This window comes from Nocardia sp. NPDC050710 (genome assembly GCF_040654375.1).
GTDB lineage: Bacteria > Actinomycetota > Actinomycetes > Mycobacteriales > Mycobacteriaceae > Nocardia.
Genome location: NZ_JBFAHV010000030.1, coordinates 51,330 through 71,226 on the forward strand (window position 1 = coordinate 51,330; position 19,897 = coordinate 71,226).

Sequence of the window (19,897 nt, forward strand, 5' to 3'; positions counted from 1 at the left end):
TGGACTGGGAGTCGCACCCACTCATCGGGGTGGCTCGACCGCGACGATGGTGTACGGCGTGGTCGGCGCCGGTGGCGTGGTGAATCGGGCGTTCGGTAGATACAGGCGCCCTCCGAACGCCGCGACGGTCGTCGGTATGTCGAAGCGCGGGTCGGTGACGTGCTGTACGACCGTGCCCATCGTGCCCGCGCGGTCGAGCGCGACTACGGCGATCGCGTTGAACCGGTTCTGTACGACGAACAGCGTGCTGCCGTGCAATAGCAGTCCGTCGCCGTGGGGCATCGCCTCGGTGTGGAGATCGACCTGCCGCGTCGCGCCTGTCGCCGGGTCGAGGTGGAACAACAGGCCGGTCACCGACTGCACGATGATCAGACCCGTACCGTCGGGTGTGCGCACGATTCCGTTGGCGTTGATCGCTTCTGGCACGTAAGCGATGTCGCCGGTCAGCGGACGTCGCACCACCGCCTCGGGCGGTGGCAGCGCACCATCGCGACCGATGGGCAGGTGGTACAGGACGGGCGTGCGCGAGTCGGTGAACCACGCGCCCGCGGGGGTGAGCACCACATCGTTGACGAAGGTATCCGGCGGCGTTCCGAGCCGGTAGCTCGCCAGCACCGCGCCCGTATCGATATCCACGACGCGGGCGTCGCCCCCGGTGCCGCCCGCGACGAACAGGCGACCGCGCTGATCGAGCGTGAGCCCGAGTGACGGCGTACCCGGCCCGGGACTCAGGATGGCGCCCTGCCCGGTCGCCAGGTCGGCCCGGTAGATGGAACCGTCTGCCCGCGAACCGAAGTAAGCGACCGGCCGCGACCCGATCGCAATACCCTCCGGCTGGAACCCGGCGGGCAGGTCGATCGTGGTGGGAGCCGCCGGGCGGTGCGTTGCCGCCCGGTCCGCGGACGCCAGCGTCGCAACGCCTACGCAGGCGAGCGCGACCGAGATACCGAGGACTCGCTTCATCTCGTCGTTCCCTCCGTCGTCATGTCGGCCGGGTCCACCGGCACAGCAGCGATCTCGTCACCATCGGGCTCAGTAACCGACGGTGAAGTGTTTGATTTCGCGTGGTTTCTCGAGCTCGTCGAGGACGGCAACGGCAAGGTCTTCGGCAGAGATTCGGGATGCGCCGTCGGCGTCGGCGACAAGTGTGGTGGTGCCGCGTCGGTACTTTCCGGTGCGACGCCCGGGTTCGAGGACGGCGGGTGGGCTGAGATAGACCCAGTCGGCATGGTGCGCTCGGCAGGCTTCCAGTTGCGCGGCGCTGGCAGCGGCGATGGTGCGCCATTGTGCCGGTACGTATTCCGGGCTGTCGAGAACGAGCCGGTCGGGGCGCCCCGGCATGTGCAAGGGCGCGGCGCCGCCGACGACGAGGATGCGCGTCCGGGTCGTCGTGGCCGCGTCGAGCAGGGTCGTCGTGGTCGCGGCGAGGGTGTGTTCGTGCCCGGGGGCAGGACGGGTCGTGGCCACGATCGCGTCGGTGCCGTCGAACAGTGTCCTCATGCGGTCGGGATCGTTCGCATCACCCTCGACAGCGGTCACGTTGGGAGGCAAGGCCGTTGGCCGCTGCGTCCGGTATACGGCGATGAGGTCATGGCCCCGGCTCGTGGCTTCGTCGACGACGCGCGAGCCGACCATGCCGGCGGCTCCGACTACGGCGATCTTCATCATTGTGTCCTTTCCAGGGTTGGTGCCGAAACAGAGTCGGGTGTGCGGGTGGGTGCGGGAAGTTGTCCCGCGACGATCGCGGCGAGTGAGAGCCCGAACCCCGCGAGCTGAATCGGGCCGAGTGTCTGCCCGAGGAGGAGGGCCCCGAGAACGGCGGCGACGAGCGGTGAGAGCAGGACGAGAACAGCGACAGAGGTGACGGGCAATGTGGTTACGCCGCGGAACCACAGCACATAGGCGATCAGGCCGCCGACCAGACCCAGCCACAGGTAACCGAGGGCGGCGGTCGGGCCGATCGCGGGAGGCGGCCCCTCGACCACAAATGTGACAGGCACCAGGAACAGGCCGCCCGCCGCGAGCTGCCATCCGGCGAATGTGGTGGGACTGGCCTCTGCGGGACGTCCCCAGCGCTTGGTGAGCGTCAGCCCGAGTGCCATCGATGCCGCGCTGGCCAGGCCCGCCACGATCCCGGCGAGGTCGAGTGCCGCGTTCGGCCCGATCACCACCAAACCGACGCCGACCACACCGGATACGCCCCAGGCGAGGCGCCAGGCGGAGGGGCGCTCGTGCAGGACGGCCACGGCCAGAAGCGCGACGATGAGTGGTTGGACCGCCGACAGGGTGGCGGCAACGCCTCCCGGCAGGCGTTCGGCCGCGATGAATAGCAGTGCGTTGAGCAGGCCGATATTCAGCACGCCGAGCACAGCGGCCTTCCCCCACCACGTTCCGCGTGGCAAGGTCCGGGTGATCGCCAGCGCGATCAGACCGGCAGGCAGCGCCCGCATGACCGCCGCGAACAGTGGGTGTCCGTGGGGGAGAAGCTCGGTGATGACGACATAGGTCGTGCCCCACGACGCGGGAGCCAACGCCGTCAGGGCGATGCGAGACAGCTCTCCATAACGAGCACCACTATCGGCTCCGCCTGAAACTCCCTGTGCTGCTGAACTTTTCACACCCGCAGTCTCGCCCCGTGGTGATCAATGAGTCCAACACATGTTTGTCACTTCATCGATCTCGATACAAGATTGATCCATGGAGCTCCAGCAGATGCGCTACGTCATCGCCGTCGCCGAGACGAACAGCTTCACTCGGGCCGCCGAACGATGTCTGGTCGTCCAGTCCGCGCTCAGCCACCAAATCGCGCGTCTGGAAAGAGAACTGGGCGCGAGGCTCTTCGATCGCACCAGCCGCCGGGTGCGGCTGACACCGGCCGGCGCCGCGTTCCTTCCCGACGCCCGTCAATGTCTCGACGCCGCCGAGCGCGCTGCCGCCGAGGTCGCCGCGGCTGTCGGAGAGGTACGTGGACGACTCGCCGTCGGCCTGATCCCCACCGTCGCCGCGGTCGATATCCCGAATGCGCTGCGTGACTTCCGCCGCCGGTACCCGCATGTGCGCATCAGCCTGCGCGTCGGCGCGAGCGAGGATCTCGCCGAGCAGGTCGAGCAAGGAGCCATCGACGTGGCGTTCCTCGGACTGCCGACCACCGCGCGACCTCGAGGTGTCGCCGCCCACGAACTGGCTCGTGACCGACTCGTCGCCGTGGTCGCGCCGGACCATCCACTCGCCGACGAACCATCGGTCGACCTTCGCAGGCTTTCTTCCGAGGTATTCGTGGACCTTCCGGCCGGGACAGCCGGACGCATCCAATCCGACCAAGCCTTCTCGACCGCCGGTCTGTGCCGTGACGTCGCCTTCGAAGTGACCACCGCGGACTACATCGCTCGACTCGTCGAGCCGGGCCTCGCCGTGGCCATGCTCCCCTCCGCCTTCGCTCCTCAGCTGACCGGCGTCGTCACCATCGAGGTCACCGACGCACCCGCCCGCGTCGAATACGTGGTCTGGAGCCGCGTCGGCCCCACACCCGCGGCGACCGCCTTCCTCGCCATTCTCGACATCCCGACCACCCGCCGCGCGGAATGAAACCGACACGCCTGCTACTCGGCACGAAGGAGGTCGAGGGTGTCGAACCGGTGCGTGTGCCAGATGTGGCGTGAGCGTTCCTCGGGGTAGGGCCGAATGGTCGGCTCGGCGGTGTAGACGCGGGTGGATCGTGTGTTCGGATCGTAGGGCGCCCAGCCGGGGTCGCCCGTGGTCGCGAAATCCAGCCAGTCGGTGCGCATGTGGCGGGCGACGTGGATGACCTCGTCCGTGGCGTTCGGGTAGGCGGACGGATGGCGGCGCACGTCGTCAACACTGAGTGTGCCGAGCACGAGCAGGAAGTCGAGGCTGTGCGAGGCGCCTTCCTCCCGGTTGTAGCCCCAGCAGAGTTCGTAGGTCCAGGCATGCCCGCCCCCGGCGTGGTGGGCGTCCGCGAGATGCAGGCTGGGCATCCGGAACAGCCAGTCGGAGTTGACGAGTTCATACAGCTGCGCGGCGGTGGCCTCGGGGTAGACCGCGCGGTAGGCGCCGCTGGCGGGCGCGAGACGCTCGAGTGTGGCTGTCAGCTGTTCATCGGTCACCTCGCTGCCGAGCCGGGTATTGAAAAGCCGGTATTCGTCACGCGTGTGCCCGACGAGCACGTCGATGCCCCGCGCGGCGCCGTCGGCGAGCGCGCGCCACGGTGCGCGCGGGAGGATGTCGCCGTCGACGACGGGTGAGAACGGTGTCGGGGTCAGCGCCATAGGTCCCCATGATTCGACGAGTTCCGGCATCCGCTGGATGATCGCGTCCGTTGCGTCGACCAGCGCGCGCGGAGGGATACCGGCCAACTCATCAACGGTGGCTCGCACACCGAGTTCGGCGGCGATCGTTGCCGAGATCGCGGCGGCGAGCCTGGAGGAGAAGTAGGTGCCCGGGACGCTCTGGGCTATCGCACGACGAAACAGTCCAGCGGCGATCGGCATAGTCAGCAGTGCCGCAATGGAACCCGCGCCTGCGGACTGACCGAACACGGTGACCTTGTCCGGATCGCCGCCGAATGCGGCGACATTGTCCTGTACCCACCGCAATGCGGCGACCTGATCGAGAAAGCCGCGGTTGTTCGGGGCCCCGGCGATGTGGGCGAAACCTTCCATACCGACGCGATAGTTCATGCTGACCATCACCACACGGGACCCGGCGAGAGTCGCACCGTCGTGGCCGGGTTACCGGAGGTGCCCTCCAGGTACGCGCCCCCATGGATCCACACCATCACGGGCAGCCCGGCGGCACCGAGCTCGGGTGACCAGACATTGAGGGTCAAGCAGTCGTCGGAAGCCTCACCGGTGCCGCCGGATACCGACGACATCGCACAGCCTGCCTGGGGTACTGACGGCCCGAACTCCAGCACGTCGCGGACGCCGTCCCACGGTTGTGCCGGAACGGGGGCAGCGAACCGTCGTGAGCCGACCGGTGGCTGAGCGTAGGGGATACCCCGGAAGACGGCGACGGTGTTCTCCCACCTGCCACGTACAACTCCGGCAGTCGTGCGGACTTCAGGTTCGATATTCACCGGGGGTACTCACTTTTCTTCGGTAGGTCATCCGCCGCTCGACCGCACCTGTGGCCACAACACAGCCTTGAACCCGTCGGTCTGCGCCATCACCCTGGATCCTATTGGCTCTCAACAGCATTCAGCACCCGAATATTCGCGCCGACTCAGCTGTCGGCGCTCGGGCCTTCTTATCCAATGTGGGCGGATTCGGCCGGTCTGCTCAGTTACATGGACAGCGTGGCGAGCTGCACCACTCCCACCGCGAGGGCCAGGAGGACGCGCTCGGCTCGGTCCTCAACGCCGAGGTGTTGCGGGACGCCCGCTACATCGACGTCGCCACCGGCCACCACGTTTGCCCCGTGGGGGAGTCCTTGACGAACACGATCCCGTCGATGTTGGTCAGGTGGGCCGGGTCGAGCGGGGAGTAGCCGAACCAGGGGGACATGCGGGGAGCGGGCGTCACGTCGCCGAGGGCGGCCGCCAGCCGGTGGGCGTCGACGACGTATCGGTCCTCCGGGAGCGCGTACAGGAGCCCTTCGATGGTGTCCGGGGGTGGTGTCTGCACACCGTGGTGGCGGATCGTGCCGAGGGCTGTCGCCATGAAGGCGTACCCCTCGCCCAGCTGGGCGCTGACTATCGCCCCGGCGCTCCACCATTCCAACGGCAGATCGCCCATCCGCATCCTGCTCTTGTCCCGCTGGAGATGCCCGTTGTGGGCGTACACCAGCCCCGGGCCCCGGTCGGCGATGGCGAGCAGGTTGGCGGCCATCATCGAAGCCCGCAGGCCAAGCAGCCGCGCCATGCGGCTCGGTGAGGTGTCGGCCATCCAGAAGTGATACCGCAGCAGCCCGGTGGCGGTCCGACCGTACATGCGTGCCCGGACCCAGTCGTCCCGCGACGACTGCGCGATCAGATGTGGTGTCTGCGTGTCGAGCAGGGCCACCAGGTCGTCGGCGAGCAGTCGCAGCTGTATGGCCTCGGGTGTCTGCCCCACGGACTGGGACGGGTCCATCATCGCGGCGGGATTGGTCCACCGGTCGTCGGCGCCGAGTATGCGGTCGAGCGTTTCCGCGGTGCAGGGAAGCAGGTCGGAGTCAACCCGGGCGGTGAGGTAGGCGTGGAGCGCGGTGAGGGCCTGCCGAGGGCTCGCGGCGCCGGTGATCTCCAGTGGGCCGTCGAAACCAACGAAGCGCAGCCGCTCGGACCCGGACCGTCCGTCGTTATACGCGCGCATCCAGCTCACCAGCTCGCGGTTGGCTGCGGACACGCCGAACCCGTGGCTGAAGCCGCGCTCCATGACCTCGTCGAGGGTGCCCGTGCCCGAGGTGACGTAGTCGTCGACGACCAGGCCCATCAGGCAGTCGCTCTCGATCGCGATCGTCCGGTAGCCCTCTCGCTCGACGAGTTGCCGGAAGAGCTCGTTTCGCACGTCGAGCAGTACGTCCTCGCCGTGGGTGGGCTCGCCCAAGGCGAGCAGCCGCGGCCGAGCCGAAAGCAGCCCCATCACAGAGGCAGCGTCAACGACATGAGCGGTGTCTTCGATACCGGTAGTCATACCTTTAACCGTATCGTTGAACCAACGATTGAAAGTTAACCGCGAAACCATCAGGACAGTGAGTAAAAATCTTCAAAACCGCAGGCAGCTCAGGCCGGTTGACCTGGCGCGTGAGCACGGTCTTTCCACACAGGCGATCAGGAACTACGAGGCGGCCGGCATCCTTCCGGACGCCGAACGCACCCCGCACGGCTACCGGACCTACACGCCGCTGCAGGCGCACGCCCTGCGCGCGTTCCTCGCCCTCGTGCCCGGGTACGGCCACCAGATGGCCGCGTCGATCATGCAGGCGATCAACCGTGACGCGACCGAAGATGCGTTGACGCTCATCGACGAAAGTCACGCCCAGCTTCTCGACGACCGCCACACCCTCCGGGCCGTCGAAGCCGCGCTTCGCGACCTCAGTCCTGAACCGCAAGAACGCGGCGACACATTTGTCGGCCCCCTGGCGAGAAGGCTCGGCATTCGCCCAGCCACCCTGCGCAAATGGGAACGTGCCGGCTTGGTCCAACCGCGGCGCGACCCGCAGACGGACTACCGCGTCTACAGCGCGGCCGACGTGCGCGACGCCCGACTCGTCCACCAGCTCAGACGAGGCGGCTACCTGTTGGAGCAGATCGCCCCGCTGATCGCCCAAGTCCGCTCCGCCGGAGGCGTCGCACCGCTCGAATCGATGATGCGCGACTGGCATGCCCGCCTCTCGGCCCGCGGCCGCGCCATGCTCACCGGTGCCGCCGCACTGGACATCTACCTCGGCCGCCGACCGGATCCCGTCCGGCGACAGGCCGATTGACCATGCCATCGCCTCCGGTCTTTCCGGCCCGAGGTCGTCGGTCCGATCCGCTCGGTTGGAATTCGGTGTTTCTGGACCGCGCGCTTGCCGAGCTCCGTGCCCAGGACTATCCGGTGCGCGATGAGGACGGCTCTCGGCAACACTCCTGCGACCCGTCAGGGCTCGAGGTCGACCACTCCTTTACCGCTCGTGATGTCGAGCGGCACCGACACCTGATCGTGCGCGATCAACCAGGTGTCATCGATCTTCCGCATGCCGTACGTGACCCGGACCCACATACCGCTCGTTGCGGCCCCGTTCTTCAGCGTGCCGCCGAGACGGGCGAAGGCGTGCCCGAATGCCACCTCATCGCCTACGGCGAACGTCAGGTCGCGAACCTCATAGGTCACACTCTCGAAGAAAATGAAGACTTTCGCCCAGTTCTCGAGTTTCGCCGCTATCCCGACATGCTGGAGCGGCGGCTCGACATCGAAGGACACGACGTCGGTTGTGTACAGCTGTTTCAGGGCCTCGAGATCCTTGGCACGCAGTCCTTCGACTACCTTGTCGATTTGCTGGCGAATCTCGACTTCATCCACCTCGATACGGTCAGTGCGTGACTGAAAGCCGTTCGGCGTCGTCATGATTGGTTCCCTTCGGAGTTGGTCTGCGGGGTATCGGTGGCGGTCCGCCGCAGTGGCGCCAGGGCGGTGCTCCACGCGATGAGCTGATCCAGCAGGGTGTTGAGCGCTGTGGTGTGGTGGTCGCGCGCTGTGAAGGTGGTGTAGTTCTCGAAGTCGGTGAGCACCGAGATCTCGACCGGACGGCTCACATCGGCCATGCCCAGCGTGCCGCAGACCACCCGCAGTTGCACCACCGCGCGGGCGCCGCCGCTCACGCCGTAGGAGACGAATCCGACCGCCTTGTCGGTCCATTCCGCGCACAGGTGGTCGATGGCGTTCTTCAGCACCCCGGGGGCGCCGCCGTTGTACTCCGGGGTCACCACCACGAAGCCGTCGAATGGGGCGATCCGCTCGGCCCACGCGCGGGTGTGCGCATGCACCGACGGGCCGAACATCGGCGCCATGGGTTCGTCCAAATGCGGCAGCGGGTGGTCGCGCAGGTCGATCAGTTCGAACTCGGCGTCGCCGCGCTGCGCTGCCGAGTCCAGAACCCACCGGGCGACCTGCGGGCCGTTGCGGTTGGGCCGGGTACTGCCGAGGATAATGCCGATTCTGATCATGTCAGGAACTCCTGGCTCGCTGAAAAGTGTCACGACCTTCCGACGACACAGCCGTCCGGAATGTCAGGCTGCCTCACAAATCGGATCGCTGATTCGTCGATTTCGGTGAGGGACGCACAGACCGAAGGAGCCGACCATGACCGACCCGCACCTGCCCGGGGTGATCAGTGAACGTCGTCAGCTGATCAACCTCGCCTACCGGCTGCTCGGCTCCCTGGCCGAGGCCGAGGATGTGGTGCAGGAGACCTACGCGCGCTGGTACGCGTTGTCCGAGCGGCAGCGGGAGGAGGTGGCGGCGCCCGGCGCGTGGTTGACGACGGTCGCGGGCCGTATCTGCCTCGATCTGCTCGGCTCGGCGCGAGCCAGGCGGGAACGGTATGTGGGCGAATGGATTCCGGAGCCGGTACCCGGCCGTTCCGATTGGTTCGGCGGTTCCGTCCCCGCCGATCCCGCCGATCGCGTCACCCTCGACGAGTCGATCAGCATGGCCTTCCTCGTCGTGCTGGACTCCATGACACCGGCCGAGCGGGTGGCGTTCGTCCTGCACGACGTCTTCCGCTATTCCTTCGCCGAGGTCGCCGACGTCGTCGGGCGTACCCCCGCGGCCTGCCGCCAGCTCGCCTCCTCCGCTCGCCGCCGCATCGATACCTCGCGTGGTCCGTCGAACAGCGAGCGCGCCGAGTTGGTGCGGGATTTCAAACGGGCTTGGGAGACAGGGGATCTCGAGGCCCTGATCGGCCTGCTCGACCCGCAGGCGATCGCGACGGCCGACGGGGGCGGTCTGGCACCGACCTTCCGCGACCCGATCAACGGCGGCGAGCAGATCGCCCACGCCTGGATGGAAATCGCCGCTCATGGTGTCGCGGTGACCTTGCTGGAGCGTACGGTGAACGGCCAGCCCGGCCTGGTAGCACAGCTCGACGACACCATCGTGTCGGTCTACGCCTTCGACATCGCCGACGGCCGGATTACTCGCATCTGGGTGATACGGAACCCGGAGAAACTGCGGCCCTGGACGGCCAGCTGAACTCGACAGCGGATCGTGTTCGCCCGCGTTCTTCCCGGTCTTGCTCGCACAAGACGCAGGTTTCGAGAGGAGTTTTGCGAATGGTGGCCTGCGGGTTCGGTGATAGATCCAGGGCTGTCGTGAACTCTCGTATCCGATCATTTGTGAGAAGTGTGCGACGGATCTTCAGTCGCAGCGCGGTGTAGTCGCTGGCAGCGGCGACGGAGGGGGAGAATGACTTAACGGAACCTTCTGAGCAGCAGTGGAACTGGTAATTCCTGTTGCTACCAGGAGGTTCCGCCCTATCTGGCCGATCCCGGCAACCTTCCGCCCGGTCCCGTCCCTATCCGATCAGATGCCGGACAGGCACTCTCAGGAATCCCTCCGCTGTGGAGTCACGCTGAGAATGTCACCCCGGTGAGCTCCTCCGAGACGGTCCAGAGGCGCTGCTGGACGGCCTGGTCGTGAGAGTCGAGGCTGGAGGTGACCAGCTTCGGGTAGCCGCGGATCTCGCCCCGGTTGCCGGGGCCGTAGTACTGGCCGCCGACGACGGCCGGGTCGGTGGCGGCCCGCAGGGTGGGCAGGGCGCCCATCTCGGCCTTCTGGGTGAGCAGCGGCGCGAGCCAGGTGATGGGCAGGCGGAACGCGGCGGGTGAGTTGCGCATGAGTTCGGTGTTGGACACGCCGGGATGGGCAGCGACCGCGACGGTGGTGCCGTGCGGTGCGAGCCGGCGCTGCAGTTCGTAGGTGAACATCAGGTTGGCGAGTTTGGACTGGCCGTAGGCGGCGACGCGGCTGTATGAGCGCTCCCATTGCAGGTCGTCGAAGTGGATGGCGGCCCGGATGCGGTGGCCGGTGCTGCTGACCGTCACGACGCGGGAGCCGGGGACGGGCAGGAGCCGGTCCAGCAGCAGGCCGGTGAGGGCGAAGTGGCCGAGGTGGTTGGTGCCGAACTGGAGCTCGAAGCCGTCGGCGGTGGTCTGTCGCGGTGTGTACATCACGCCCGCGTTGTTGATCAGAAGGTCGATGCGCGGGTGGGCGGCACGCAGGTCGGCCGCCGCGGACCGGATCGAGTCCAGGGAGGTCAGGTCGAGGGCCTGGACGGTGACGTCGCCGGTGATCTGGGCGGCTGCCTGCTTGCCCTTCTCGACGTCGCGGACGGCCAAGACCACCTCCGCCCCGTGTGCGGCGAGCATCCGGGCGGTCTCGAAGCCCAGCCCGGTGTTGGCGCCGGTCACGATCGCCACCCGGCCGTGCTGATCGGGGATGTGTTGCTCGGTCCAGTTGTCACTCATGGCATTTACTCCTAACGAACCATCGGTCTTTTACAAGGACAACCGCAAGAGACCGACGGTCTCTTGTCAAGGGACCGGTGGTCTTTAAGTTAGGATGACGGCGTGATGTTTCAGCGGGCGCGCAGTGAGGAGCAGCGGGAGATCCGCCGCCGGGCGATCCTGGACACGGCGGCGCAGATGCTCGCCGAGATGCCCGTGGCCGAAGTGAGCCTCAACGAGCTCAGCCGCCGGGTGGGCCTGGCCAAGTCGAACGTCCTGCGGTATTTCGAGTCGCGCGAGGCGGTGCTGCTCGAACTGCTGGACGATTTCCTGGCGAGCTGGCTCGCCGAGCTGGCCGACGAGCTGGCCGCGGGCATCGACGAGCAGGCGGCGCCGGAAGTGCGGGCGGGCCAGCTGGCCGAGATCCTCAGCCGGTCACTGGCGGGCCGGGTGGTCCTGTGCGACCTCTTCGGAGCGCAGGGCGGCGTCCTCGAGCACAACGTCTCGGTCGATGTGGTCAAGCGGCACAAGCGTTCCTCCCTCGCGCGGCTCGCGGCCATGACCGAGCTCGTGCGCCGCCACGTGCCCGAGCTCGGCGACGGCGCGCAGCTGTTCTGCCTGATGAGTCTGGTCTCGGCGGGTGCCCTGTCGGCGTACGTCCCGCCGCCGCCCAGCCTCCTTGCCGCCTACGCGGACGAGCCCGCCCTCGGCGTGCTCCACCTGGAGCTGCGTGACGCTCTGCGCGACTCCTTCACCTCGACGCTTCTGGGCGTGCTGCCGCGCACCTGAACCTTTCCGTTTGCTGTGAGGGAAACGGCCCGCCATCGCCGACTCGCAGGTCCACCAGGCCAAACCGCATCAACTGGCCGCGTGGATCCTGCCGCCGTGTTTCCTTTCTGGCGTATTCGGTTGCCACCCCTACCTGCGGAAGTTGCCGATCAGAACAGGGTGTCGCGCATGCGCAGCGGCCGGTATCCGGTCGGCCCGAGCGCGGCCAGCTCGGCGTCGATGTCGACCTCGATCGCGCCGAAGAAGTTGATGTTTTCGCTGTGCGCCGGGGAGAACAGCTGCACCACCTCATCGAGCACGTCGGTAGCGGACTGCGCCAGCACCGTCAGCAGGATCGGGTAGCGCCTTGCGGATCCCAGCGTTCGAGGGCCTGCAGGGTCAGGCGGCGGCCCATAGTGGCCAGGAACCGGCGACGCTCGGCCGGAAGCACCGACATATCCACCCGATCCGCGCCCAAGCCGCGCAGGAATCCCAGTTTCTCCACCTCGGCCTGCACCGCCACCGCCGACGCTTCCACCGGCCCGGTCGAGAGCCACCGCAACCGTGACATCCCGATCGAGGCATCCGTGGCCAGCAGCGCATCCAGTCCACTGGGCCGCTCAGGTGTGAACTCGTGCGCCAGCCGGTCATAGGTTTCGCGCTGGGCCTGCTCGCGGGCGTGCGCGATCCGCTCCACCACCGTGACCGGGCCCGGCCGGATCACCCGCGCCGAGATCAGATACTCGCACGCCAGCCGGAACAGCAGCGCCGGGGAATCGTGCTCCATCGCCCGCGCCAGCAGGAACTCGTCCAGCTCCTTCATCTCCAGTACCCCGGCGGGCTGCCACCCGAGGTACTGGGCCACCAGCCGCAGATGGTCGGTGCGGGTCTGCGCCCTCTTGCCGTACGAACGAAGCTGGGCCGCATCAACTTTCAACTGCTCGGCAAACCGGGACCAGGCGGTGTTCCGTGCGTGGCCATTCGATGAATGGTGATCGCGGCCGCCGCTGAACCGGTCGGCAGCAAATCCGACCAAGTCGGGTAGTCGACTACTCGGGCGCCGACAGATGGCCCACGTCAGGCTTGGTTTACCTCCGGTTCCAGATCTTGGCCGGCACCGCATGACCGCGACAGGGGCAAACAAAGAGGAATCATGAAGATCAAGGTTTTGTTCGCCGCCATCACAGTGCCGATCCTGACCCTCGGCATCATCGGATGTGGCGCGACGAGCACCTCCCACAGTCCACGAGTAGCGAGCACAACGGCAGACGATGCCGACTCGGGATCATCGACCGGCGAGGTCGGGCTCGCCGCATCGTGCACGAGCCCCAGGGGCGAACGGGGCGAAATGCGCAGCCCAGCGCAGGGTTGGGAGACGATCTACTCAGTCTGCTTCGTCTCCCCGATAACCTATTTCGTCAACAAGACCGACAAATATTTGCTCATCACACCGGTATCCGGCAATCCGCGACCGCAGGCCTACGCACCCGCGAGCTCCGACCCGGACATCCAGATCGCCCGTGCGGTGTCACCCGCGCTGAGCCCGCCGCGCGGATCGACACGCATCCTTCCCGGTGGGTACGCATCCGCTACCGGTGGCGCGGTCAAGTTCCAAGTCGAGTACCTCCCGACCGGCGGAGGCATCCTCGCACAAGGCTTGATGAAAGCGTTCCGGGACAAGATGAATCCGATCGCAGGCTGGACCGAGGATGTCACCAGTTGCGCGAAAGGCGCCATGGGTTTGTGGAACCAATTCGGCAGCAGCTCCACCAATCCGGCCACCCTGGGAGAAATCGGGAGCCACCTCATCGACCTGCTGGACTGCGACGCCCTGTTCATACGCAGCGAAGGCAAAGCCGGACGCGCCACCGCCGGCCTCGCGGCGAGAACAGCCCGCCAGCTCGTGGCAACCGGACTGAACAACGCCATGAAGAATGCCGTGAAATTCTTCATCGCACACCCCTCGCTCTTCCTGCGCTGAACGGTGGCATCACCGGCTCTGCGTGGCTACGACCTGTCGCGGCCGTACCGCAGCTCGGGTTGCGGGCTTCGAATACTGGCCCTTAATCAATCCCAGATGCGTCAAGGCTGCGTTGCTGCGCCGACGACCGCTGCTCGGCCGGGTAGGCGGGGTCATCGGCGTGCGGTCTGGGCGTGCCCGCGGTTGCGAGCCCGGGGGTGATCCACGTCACTGGTAGATGCTGTCAGGAATTCGGGGGCTGTCTCGTTCAGGGAGCACGCGAACCAGACAGGAGCGAACCATGCAGCACCGAATCGTCGTTCTCGGGGCCGGATACGCCGGAGCCTTCTCCGCCGGATACCTGGCCCGCCAACTCCACTCCGACGACTTCGAGATCACCGTTGTCAACGCCGAACCCGATTTCGTCGAGCGGCTGCGCCTGCATCAGCTCGCCGCCGGGCATGATCTCCGCCACCGGCCGCTGGCGGAGGTGTTCGCGGGCACCGGCATCCGGCTACGACTGGCGCGGGTAACCAATGTCGATGTCGAGCACCGGACTGTCACAGTCGCCGACAACGAGGGCATCGATCGGCTCGAATACGACACCCTTCTCTACGCGCTCGGCAGCACCGCCGCCGACCACGGCGTTCCTGGCGTTGCCGAGCACGCCTTCCACGTGGCCGCGCGGCCGTCCGCGCTGCACCTGCGCGCACGCCTGGATGAGCTGGGCGAGAACGGGAAGGTGCTGGTGGTCGGCGGCAATCTGACCGCGATCGAGGCCGTCACCGATATCGCCGAAGCCCGTCCAGGACTTCGGGTCAGCCTCGCCACCAGCGGCGAACTGGGCGGCTGGCTGGGCACGAAGGCCCGCCGTCACCTCCTGCGTGCCTTCGACCGATTCGGTATCACGGTCCATGAGCACACCACCATCGAGCGCGTCGAGGAGAGGGCGGCGATCGCCGCCGACGACACCGCTTTCGCCTCCGACGCGACCGTGTGGGCCGCCGGCTTCGCCGTCCACCCGATTGCCGCCGCCAGTGGCCTCGCGGTGGAAACCAACGGCCAGATCACGGCCGATCGTCAGATGCGGTCGGTCTCGCACCCGAATGTCTACGTTGCCGGTGACAGCGCCTTCGTCATCGGTGAGAACGGTCATCCATTGCCGATGTCCTGCGCTTCCGCGGGATACACCGGTACGCAGGCGACGGCCGCGATCATCGGGGACCTGACCGGGCGCAAGATCAAGGCGACCACGCTGACCTATTTCGGCAACCACATCAGCCTCGGACGCAAGGATGGGATCTTCCAGCTGGTCGACGGTGACGCTCGCTCGAAGCCCGGGGCACTGTGCGGTCGGTCGGCGGCGCGAGTCAAGTCGGCGATCGTGGCAACCAGCGGCTGGGCCATCAGCCACCCGACCTTCGGAAAGCCGGGTCACAAGTATCGCTTGGCCACCTCCCGAGAGCATTCGCCCGAATTGGTCGCCGGATAGAGTCGCGCTTATGGACACTGCCACCGTGGCGCGTTTCGAGGCCAGCCGGAATCGGCTGGCCTCGCTCGCCTACCGTCTACTCGGCTCGGCCGCCGACGCCGAGGACACGGTGCAGGACGCGTTCCTGCGGTGGCAGGCGGCCGACCGGGAGTACGTCGAGGTGCCCGAGGCATGGCTGACCAAGATCGTCACCAACCTGGCACTCGACCGGCTCCGTTCGGCGAAGGCGCGGCACGAACGCGCGGTCGGCGCCTGGATGCCCGAACCGCTCCTCGACGGCGACCCGATGCTGGGCCCCGCCGACACCGTCGAGCAGCGCGAATCGGTGACGCTGGCGGTGCTGACGCTCATGGAGCGTCTGTCGCCGGTCGAACGGGCCGTTTACGTGCTGCGCGAGGCCTTTTCGTACAGCCACGCCGAAGTCGCCGAGATTCTCGGCATCACCGAGTCCGGGAGTCAGCAACACGCTCACCGAGCCCGGCTTCGGATCGCGGCCGCTGGCAACAGCACTGAGATCGACCATGCCTCCGCGCGTCGAATCGTCGAGGCATTCGTCGCTGCCGCCTCCTCGGGCCGGACCGAACGGCTGGTTGCGCTGCTGACCGACGACGCGACCGGCATCTCCGACGGCGCCGGGCTGGGGCTGGCCGCGAAGCTGATCCGGTACGCGACCCCGGAGCGGATCGCCAGCGCGGTGCGGGCCGGCTTCAAACCGTCTCCGGCCAAGCGGAGACTCGCCGGTGGCTCGCCCGCGATCCATGCCGCCGTGGTCAACGGCTGCCCAGCCATGCTCGCCACACTCGACGACCGGGTCGTGGGCGTCGTGATCCTGGAGATCCGTGAGGACAAGATTGCAGGCGTGCGCGGGATCGCCGCTCCGGACCGACTCGGTCGCCTCACCGGGGAATGGCAGCGGCAGGAGCATGATGTTCCGCTGATCGAATCGTGGTAGGTGCGCCGGTAAGAATCGTGTCATCAGCCGCAAACGAGCGGATAGCGTAGGTGTTCGCCCCGCTGGCTACGTCATGGGGCCGAGGTCGCCTTCGATGACGGTCCGGCTGATCTGGGGCCGGTCCCAGAGGGCCAGGAGTTCATTGGCGATGGCCACAACAGACAAAGTGTCCTGGTTGCCGTCCACCGTGATACCGGCAGCCGACAGGCTGCGCGGGACGGCTCCGGCGTCGAGGAGGACGCGCCATTCCTGTGGCCCGAGCCCGAGAAACTCCAGGCCGGTCAGTTTCGTGATCTCGAGCGGGTCGGCGAGCGTACCGGGGTAAGCGGTGAGGGTGCGCAGGAGTGGCAGCCGAGTGACAGGGGCAAGGCTGAGGGGCTCGTCGTCCCACTCACCGATGGTCAGGACCTCCAGGCTGGGGTGGGCGGCGGCCTGGAGGCTTCTCATGCTCCTGATGTCGACGCGAGCCACCGCGGGCGACCGGTCGTCGTGACGGCTGCCGTGGTGTCGGCTGGGCCTCTCCAACACCAGGTCGGTGAGGCAGTCGGCGACAAGTTCAGCGCCCGGTCACCGCCACCCACAGCTAAGGACCCATGTGCGCCGATGCGGGCACTGGCCAGTCGGCAAGCCATGCCGTGCACGGTCCAAGGGGTTCAGTGAGGCGAAAAGTCGCGCTTAGCGAGTGATGTTGGGCGGCAGGTGGTTTCATGTGCGGCTGTGCGTGATGAGGGGTGTGATGGGGTTCGGCCGGTTTCCGGTGTTGTCACGGATGGAGCTGGAGCGGTCCTGTTGGTACAGGTTAGGGCTCGAGCACGATTTTGCCGTGGGTGTGTCGGCGTTCGAGTTCGGTGTAGGCCCGGCGGACCTGTGTCAACGGGTAGACGTTCGCGATAGGAACTTCGAGGTGTCCCTCGGCGATCAGGGCGGCCAATTCGGCGAGTACCTCGGCGCCCGGCCTGGCGTTGGTTCCGGGTTCGGTCTTGACTCCGTACTTCGCGGCCGCTGCGAAATCGGCGATGGTGTCGATCCGCTCGACCGCGACGCCAAGGGCAAGAGCCAGTTCGACGTACCCGCCACCGTGGGTGTCGATGAAAGCATCGATGCCGCCCGGTGCGGCGGCCTTGATCCGGTCGATGGCGCGGTCACCGTATGCGACCGGGATCACGCCGTGGCTTTGCAGCCACTCGTGGTTGTGCTGGCTCGCCAGGCCGATGACCGTGGCTCCGGCACGGCGAGCGAGCTGAACGGCGAGCGAGCCGACTCCTCCGGCTGCTGCGGAGACGACAACGGTCTCGCCGTTGTCGAGTTGCACGGAATGTACTGCCCCCCAAGCGGTCACCCCGGCGACGTACAGGCCGCCGGCCGCCGGCCAAGGGACGCCGTTCGGTTTGGGTGTGAGGTTGTCGACGTCGACAACCACCAACTCGGCCTGGGCGGCCCGCTTCTCGGAGAACCCGATCACCTCGTCGCCGACCGAGAATCGGTCGACTCCGACGCCGACCTCGGCGACAACCCCGGCGAGATCGCTGCCTTGCCCGGACGGAAACGTCGAGGGAAAGACGCTGGCCATCGCGCCGGTTCGAATGGCCGCCTCACCGGGGTTGATGCCTGCCGCCTTTACCCGAACCAGAACCTGCCCGTTGTCAGGCACGGGGCGGTCGACATCGTCGACCCGCAAGACCTCGATTCCGCCGAACTCGTCGTATCTGACTGCCTTTGCCATGGTCTTTCTTGTCCTCCGATGTGTGACGCGCGGCTGATCTCGAGAACGGGAATGGTGGCGCCGGTGCGCCCTTCACCAGGGCACCGTTCCGGCGTCGTCGAAGAATCCGCCGGTCGGTCCGTCGTCGGGCAGGGTCGCGAGGCGAATCGCGATCGCCGCACCCTGTTGCGGTGTACGGACGCCGCGGAAGCCGTTGAGGTCGGTGGCGGTGAAACCGGGACAGCCGGAGTTGATCAGGATGTTGGTATCACCCAGTTCCTTGACGTATTGGATGGTGACGGCGTTGAGGAAGGTCTTCGAGGCCAAGTAGGCGGCGGGAACCGGGCCCATGTCGATGCCGGGCGTGGTCTGCAGGGCGAGCGACCCGACGCTGCTGGACATGTTGACGATCCGCGGTGAGGCCGAGGCGCGCAGCATCGGCAGCATCGCGTTGGTGACCCGGATGACCCCGATCACGTTGGTTTCCACGACAGTTCGCACGGTCGCAGGGTCGACCGTGGTCGGTGTCTGCGGCATACCGCCGGTGATCGCGGCGTTGTTGACCAGAACATCGAGCCCTCCGGCATGGTCGGCGATCAATTCGGCCGCCGCGGCCACACTTACGTCGTCGGTCACGTCGAGCGGCACACCGAACGCATCGGTCCCGGCCGCGAGCAGTTTCTCCACCGCGGTGTCGCGGCGTTGCCGATCGCGCGCGCCCACACCGATTCGCCAGCCGAGCGCGCCCAGGCCGGCGGCGATCTCGTATCCGATTCCCTTGTTCGCGCCGGTCACCAGCGCAATCGCGTGTTCACTCACACCGCCGATCCTGCTGCGGCTCCGGGTGCAGCGTCCAAGACCGATCGGGTGGGTGGCGATACCGCACGGGTATTGGTCGTGGTCATCGCCGGATACCATGACCCGGTGGAGACGCGGGAGATGCGATACTTCGTTGCCGTCGCCGAGGAGTTGCACTTCGGGCGGGCGGCACAACGGCTCGCGATCGCGCAACCGCCACTATCGCGAGCCATCCAGCAGCTCGAACGGCGGCTCGGAGTCGTCCTGCTGCACCGCACCGCTCGCGCCATCGCCTTAACCGAGGCCGGGGCGGTGCTGCTGCGGGAGGCCCGGACCGCGCTCGACGCGGTCGAAGCCGCCGAGCGGCGAACCCGCCGTGCCGCGGCCGACCAACCCGGTGTGGTGCTGGCTACCAAGGCCGGAGCGTCCCGCGAACTGTTGTCGAAGCTGCTGCACGCCTACGCTGCCGAACCGGGCGCCGTGGCAGTCGAGGTGATGCTGTGCGGGCCAGGCCAGCCGGAAAGTCTGCTGCGCAACGGGCGTGCCGACGTTGCTCTGCTCCACCGGCCTTACGACACGACGACCGGATTCGACACCGAGGATCTGCACACCGAACAGCAGGTCGTGGTCCTGCCTGCGGGTCATCCCCTCGCCAACCGGACGCATGTGCTGTTGGCCGAGGTCGACACCCTGACGAACCTGCCCCTGCCGCGCTGGCCTGGACGGGATGGCAGCTATCCGGACGGCCGCGGCCCGCAGGTGCGCGACCATACCCAACTATTCCAACTGATCGCGCTCGGACTGGCCTGCGCGGTCGTGCCCGAGTCGCTGCGAACCCAGCTACGCGATGATCATGCCGTCGTGCCGGTGCCGGACGCACCGGCCGTCACGACCGTCATCGCTTGGCCACCACACAGCAGATCCAAAGCCGTTGCCGACCTCGTCCACACCGCGACACGCCTCTAACCGACACCACTGTTCGCTGGCCGTATCGAGCATCACCAATCTTTCGGAATACATCCGGAATTCGGGATAGATCCGGAAATGCCGCAACCTGCGCGGTTCGAAGCCGGCTGACGCGTGCCTACCGAAGACCAACGGGCCGAGTGCCTTACAGCCGTGGCCCAGGACTCGGCCGCCCGGTCGCCGACGTGCAGCCAGGTGCTGTCGGCCTGGTACCGGCGTAGTCCCTCGTCGGACACCCGAGCGTATTTGGCGAGGCTACGGACCGAGGTATGACCGGACAACTTCATCAACACCGGTGTGGACGCGCCGTCCTCGGCGGCGTGGGTCAACCG

Annotated in this window: 21 protein-coding genes and 1 pseudogene; 8 read left to right on the forward strand and 14 right to left on the reverse strand. The window is 67.1% G+C overall.

Translation table 11 applies throughout. The features are described from left to right. Window positions 1-21 precede the first annotated feature (21 nt). From AB0H61_RS34370 to AB0H61_RS34380, 3 genes are all read right to left on the reverse strand, one after another. Window positions 22-963, reverse strand: coding sequence for a superoxide dismutase (locus tag AB0H61_RS34370; RefSeq protein ID WP_357311927.1), 942 nt, complete (start codon window positions 961-963; stop codon window positions 22-24). Window positions 964-1,032: 69 nt separating this feature from the next. Then, window positions 1,033-1,665, reverse strand: coding sequence for an NAD(P)H-binding protein (locus AB0H61_RS34375; RefSeq protein ID WP_357311928.1), 633 nt, complete (start codon window positions 1,663-1,665; stop codon window positions 1,033-1,035). Then, window positions 1,665-2,618, reverse strand: coding sequence for an EamA family transporter (locus AB0H61_RS34380; RefSeq protein ID WP_357311929.1), 954 nt, complete (start codon window positions 2,616-2,618; stop codon window positions 1,665-1,667). Before AB0H61_RS34380 ends, AB0H61_RS34375 begins: the two co-directional genes overlap by 1 nt. A 79-nt stretch (window positions 2,619-2,697) precedes the next feature. Between AB0H61_RS34380 and AB0H61_RS34385 the strand changes: the two genes are divergently transcribed. Next, entirely contained in the window at window positions 2,698-3,585 is an 888-nt protein-coding gene (locus AB0H61_RS34385; RefSeq protein WP_357311930.1) for a LysR family transcriptional regulator, read from the forward strand. A 14-nt stretch (window positions 3,586-3,599) separates the two neighbouring features. On the opposite strand, the gene AB0H61_RS34390 is transcribed toward AB0H61_RS34385, so the two are convergent. The 3 genes from AB0H61_RS34390 to AB0H61_RS34400 all read right to left on the reverse strand — a co-directional run bounded on the left by AB0H61_RS34390 (window position 3,600) and on the right by AB0H61_RS34400 (window position 6,632). Beyond that, window positions 3,600-4,706: a carboxylesterase family protein gene (locus AB0H61_RS34390; protein WP_357311931.1), complete on the reverse strand. Its 1,107-nt coding sequence runs from the start codon at window positions 4,704-4,706 to the stop codon at window positions 3,600-3,602. Beyond that, the gene (locus AB0H61_RS34395) at window positions 4,706-5,095 is read right to left on the reverse strand and encodes a carboxylesterase family protein (RefSeq protein ID WP_357311932.1); all 390 of its coding nucleotides are present in this window, start codon (window positions 5,093-5,095) and stop codon (window positions 4,706-4,708) included. Before AB0H61_RS34395 ends, AB0H61_RS34390 begins: the two co-directional genes overlap by 1 nt. A 304-nt stretch (window positions 5,096-5,399) precedes the next feature. Next, a complete protein-coding gene (locus tag AB0H61_RS34400; protein WP_357311933.1) occupies window positions 5,400-6,632 on the reverse strand; it encodes an erythromycin esterase family protein in 1,233 nt (410 codons plus the stop codon). 58 nt (window positions 6,633-6,690) lie between these two features. On the opposite strand from AB0H61_RS34400, the gene AB0H61_RS34405 reads away from it, so the two are divergent. Further along, window positions 6,691-7,425 carry a TioE family transcriptional regulator gene (locus tag AB0H61_RS34405; protein WP_357311966.1) on the forward strand — a complete coding sequence of 245 codons (735 nt, stop codon included), beginning with the start codon at window positions 6,691-6,693 and terminating at the stop codon, window positions 7,423-7,425. Between the two features lie 155 nt (window positions 7,426-7,580). Here the strand turns inward: AB0H61_RS34405 and AB0H61_RS34410 are convergent, their stop codons facing one another. Beyond that, entirely contained in the window at window positions 7,581-8,048 is a 468-nt protein-coding gene (locus AB0H61_RS34410; RefSeq protein ID WP_357311934.1) for a nuclear transport factor 2 family protein, read from the reverse strand. Continuing rightward, the gene (locus AB0H61_RS34415) at window positions 8,045-8,647 is read right to left on the reverse strand and encodes an NAD(P)H-dependent oxidoreductase (protein ID WP_357311935.1); all 603 of its coding nucleotides are present in this window, start codon (window positions 8,645-8,647) and stop codon (window positions 8,045-8,047) included. Before AB0H61_RS34415 ends, AB0H61_RS34410 begins: the two co-directional genes overlap by 4 nt. Window positions 8,648-8,783: 136 nt before the next feature. Between AB0H61_RS34415 and sigJ the strand changes: the two genes are divergently transcribed. After that, a complete protein-coding gene (gene sigJ, locus AB0H61_RS34420; protein ID WP_357311936.1) occupies window positions 8,784-9,674 on the forward strand; it encodes an RNA polymerase sigma factor SigJ in 891 nt (296 codons plus the stop codon). A gap of 374 nt (window positions 9,675-10,048) precedes the next feature. Here sigJ and AB0H61_RS34425 read toward each other — a convergent pair whose 3' ends face one another. Further along, window positions 10,049-10,948 carry an SDR family NAD(P)-dependent oxidoreductase gene (locus tag AB0H61_RS34425; RefSeq protein ID WP_357311937.1) on the reverse strand — a complete coding sequence of 300 codons (900 nt, stop codon included), beginning with the start codon at window positions 10,946-10,948 and terminating at the stop codon, window positions 10,049-10,051. Between the two features lie 105 nt (window positions 10,949-11,053). Between AB0H61_RS34425 and AB0H61_RS34430 the strand changes: the two genes are divergently transcribed. Continuing rightward, a complete protein-coding gene (locus AB0H61_RS34430; protein ID WP_357311967.1) occupies window positions 11,054-11,716 on the forward strand; it encodes a TetR family transcriptional regulator in 663 nt (220 codons plus the stop codon). A gap of 272 nt (window positions 11,717-11,988) precedes the next feature. Here the strand turns inward: AB0H61_RS34430 and AB0H61_RS34435 are convergent. Further along, window positions 11,989-12,650 (reverse strand): annotated as a pseudogene (locus tag AB0H61_RS34435) (DUF4158 domain-containing protein); the annotation flags it as partial. A gap of 198 nt (window positions 12,651-12,848) precedes the next feature. Here AB0H61_RS34435 and AB0H61_RS34440 point away from each other — a divergent pair. From AB0H61_RS34440 to AB0H61_RS34450, 3 genes are all read left to right on the forward strand, one after another. Then, the gene (locus tag AB0H61_RS34440; protein WP_357311938.1) at window positions 12,849-13,676 is read left to right on the forward strand and encodes a hypothetical protein; all 828 of its coding nucleotides are present in this window, start codon (window positions 12,849-12,851) and stop codon (window positions 13,674-13,676) included. A gap of 280 nt (window positions 13,677-13,956) precedes the next feature. Beyond that, the gene (locus AB0H61_RS34445) at window positions 13,957-15,147 is read left to right on the forward strand and encodes an FAD-dependent oxidoreductase (RefSeq protein WP_357311939.1); all 1,191 of its coding nucleotides are present in this window, start codon (window positions 13,957-13,959) and stop codon (window positions 15,145-15,147) included. Window positions 15,148-15,157: 10 nt separating this feature from the next. Then, window positions 15,158-16,099, forward strand: coding sequence for a sigma-70 family RNA polymerase sigma factor (locus tag AB0H61_RS34450; protein WP_357311940.1), 942 nt, complete (start codon window positions 15,158-15,160; stop codon window positions 16,097-16,099). Between the two features lie 66 nt (window positions 16,100-16,165). On the opposite strand, the gene AB0H61_RS34455 is transcribed toward AB0H61_RS34450, so the two are convergent. The 3 genes from AB0H61_RS34455 to AB0H61_RS34465 form a co-directional block, all read right to left on the reverse strand. Next, window positions 16,166-16,546, reverse strand: a complete 381-nt coding sequence (locus AB0H61_RS34455; RefSeq protein ID WP_357311941.1) for a hypothetical protein — start codon at window positions 16,544-16,546, stop codon at window positions 16,166-16,168. A 352-nt stretch (window positions 16,547-16,898) separates the two neighbouring features. Next, entirely contained in the window at window positions 16,899-17,822 is a 924-nt protein-coding gene (locus tag AB0H61_RS34460) for an NADP-dependent oxidoreductase (protein WP_357311942.1), read from the reverse strand. A 72-nt stretch (window positions 17,823-17,894) separates the two neighbouring features. Then, window positions 17,895-18,620, reverse strand: coding sequence for an SDR family NAD(P)-dependent oxidoreductase (locus tag AB0H61_RS34465; RefSeq protein ID WP_357311943.1), 726 nt, complete (start codon window positions 18,618-18,620; stop codon window positions 17,895-17,897). Between the two features lie 105 nt (window positions 18,621-18,725). On the opposite strand from AB0H61_RS34465, the gene AB0H61_RS34470 reads away from it, so the two are divergent. Beyond that, window positions 18,726-19,565 carry a LysR family transcriptional regulator gene (locus AB0H61_RS34470; protein ID WP_357311944.1) on the forward strand — a complete coding sequence of 280 codons (840 nt, stop codon included), beginning with the start codon at window positions 18,726-18,728 and terminating at the stop codon, window positions 19,563-19,565. 32 nt (window positions 19,566-19,597) lie between these two features. Here the strand turns inward: AB0H61_RS34470 and AB0H61_RS34475 are convergent, their stop codons facing one another. Continuing rightward, window positions 19,598-19,894: a hypothetical protein gene (locus tag AB0H61_RS34475; protein ID WP_357311945.1), complete on the reverse strand. Its 297-nt coding sequence runs from the start codon at window positions 19,892-19,894 to the stop codon at window positions 19,598-19,600. Window positions 19,895-19,897 lie beyond the last annotated feature (3 nt).

Coding starts and splice junctions, on each gene's coding strand:
- AB0H61_RS34400 (WP_357311933.1), bottom strand. CDS start 6,632: ATGACTACCGGTATCGAAGACACCGCTCATGTCGTTGACGCTGCCTCT.
- AB0H61_RS34460 (WP_357311942.1), bottom strand. CDS start 17,822: ATGGCAAAGGCAGTCAGATACGACGAGTTCGGCGGAATCGAGGTCTTG.
- AB0H61_RS34430 (WP_357311967.1), top strand. CDS start 11,054: ATGTTTCAGCGGGCGCGCAGTGAGGAGCAGCGGGAGATCCGCCGCCGG.
- AB0H61_RS34370 (WP_357311927.1), bottom strand. CDS start 963: ATGAAGCGAGTCCTCGGTATCTCGGTCGCGCTCGCCTGCGTAGGCGTT.
- AB0H61_RS34410 (WP_357311934.1), bottom strand. CDS start 8,048: ATGACGACGCCGAACGGCTTTCAGTCACGCACTGACCGTATCGAGGTG.
- AB0H61_RS34450 (WP_357311940.1), top strand. CDS start 15,158: ATGGACACTGCCACCGTGGCGCGTTTCGAGGCCAGCCGGAATCGGCTG.
- AB0H61_RS34445 (WP_357311939.1), top strand. CDS start 13,957: ATGCAGCACCGAATCGTCGTTCTCGGGGCCGGATACGCCGGAGCCTTC.
- AB0H61_RS34375 (WP_357311928.1), bottom strand. CDS start 1,665: ATGAAGATCGCCGTAGTCGGAGCCGCCGGCATGGTCGGCTCGCGCGTC.
- AB0H61_RS34390 (WP_357311931.1), bottom strand. CDS start 4,706: ATGGTCAGCATGAACTATCGCGTCGGTATGGAAGGTTTCGCCCACATC.
- AB0H61_RS34455 (WP_357311941.1), bottom strand. CDS start 16,546: ATGAGAAGCCTCCAGGCCGCCGCCCACCCCAGCCTGGAGGTCCTGACC.
- sigJ (WP_357311936.1), top strand. CDS start 8,784: ATGACCGACCCGCACCTGCCCGGGGTGATCAGTGAACGTCGTCAGCTG.
- AB0H61_RS34385 (WP_357311930.1), top strand. CDS start 2,698: ATGGAGCTCCAGCAGATGCGCTACGTCATCGCCGTCGCCGAGACGAAC.
- AB0H61_RS34425 (WP_357311937.1), bottom strand. CDS start 10,948: ATGAGTGACAACTGGACCGAGCAACACATCCCCGATCAGCACGGCCGG.
- AB0H61_RS34415 (WP_357311935.1), bottom strand. CDS start 8,647: ATGATCAGAATCGGCATTATCCTCGGCAGTACCCGGCCCAACCGCAAC.
- AB0H61_RS34440 (WP_357311938.1), top strand. CDS start 12,849: ATGAAGATCAAGGTTTTGTTCGCCGCCATCACAGTGCCGATCCTGACC.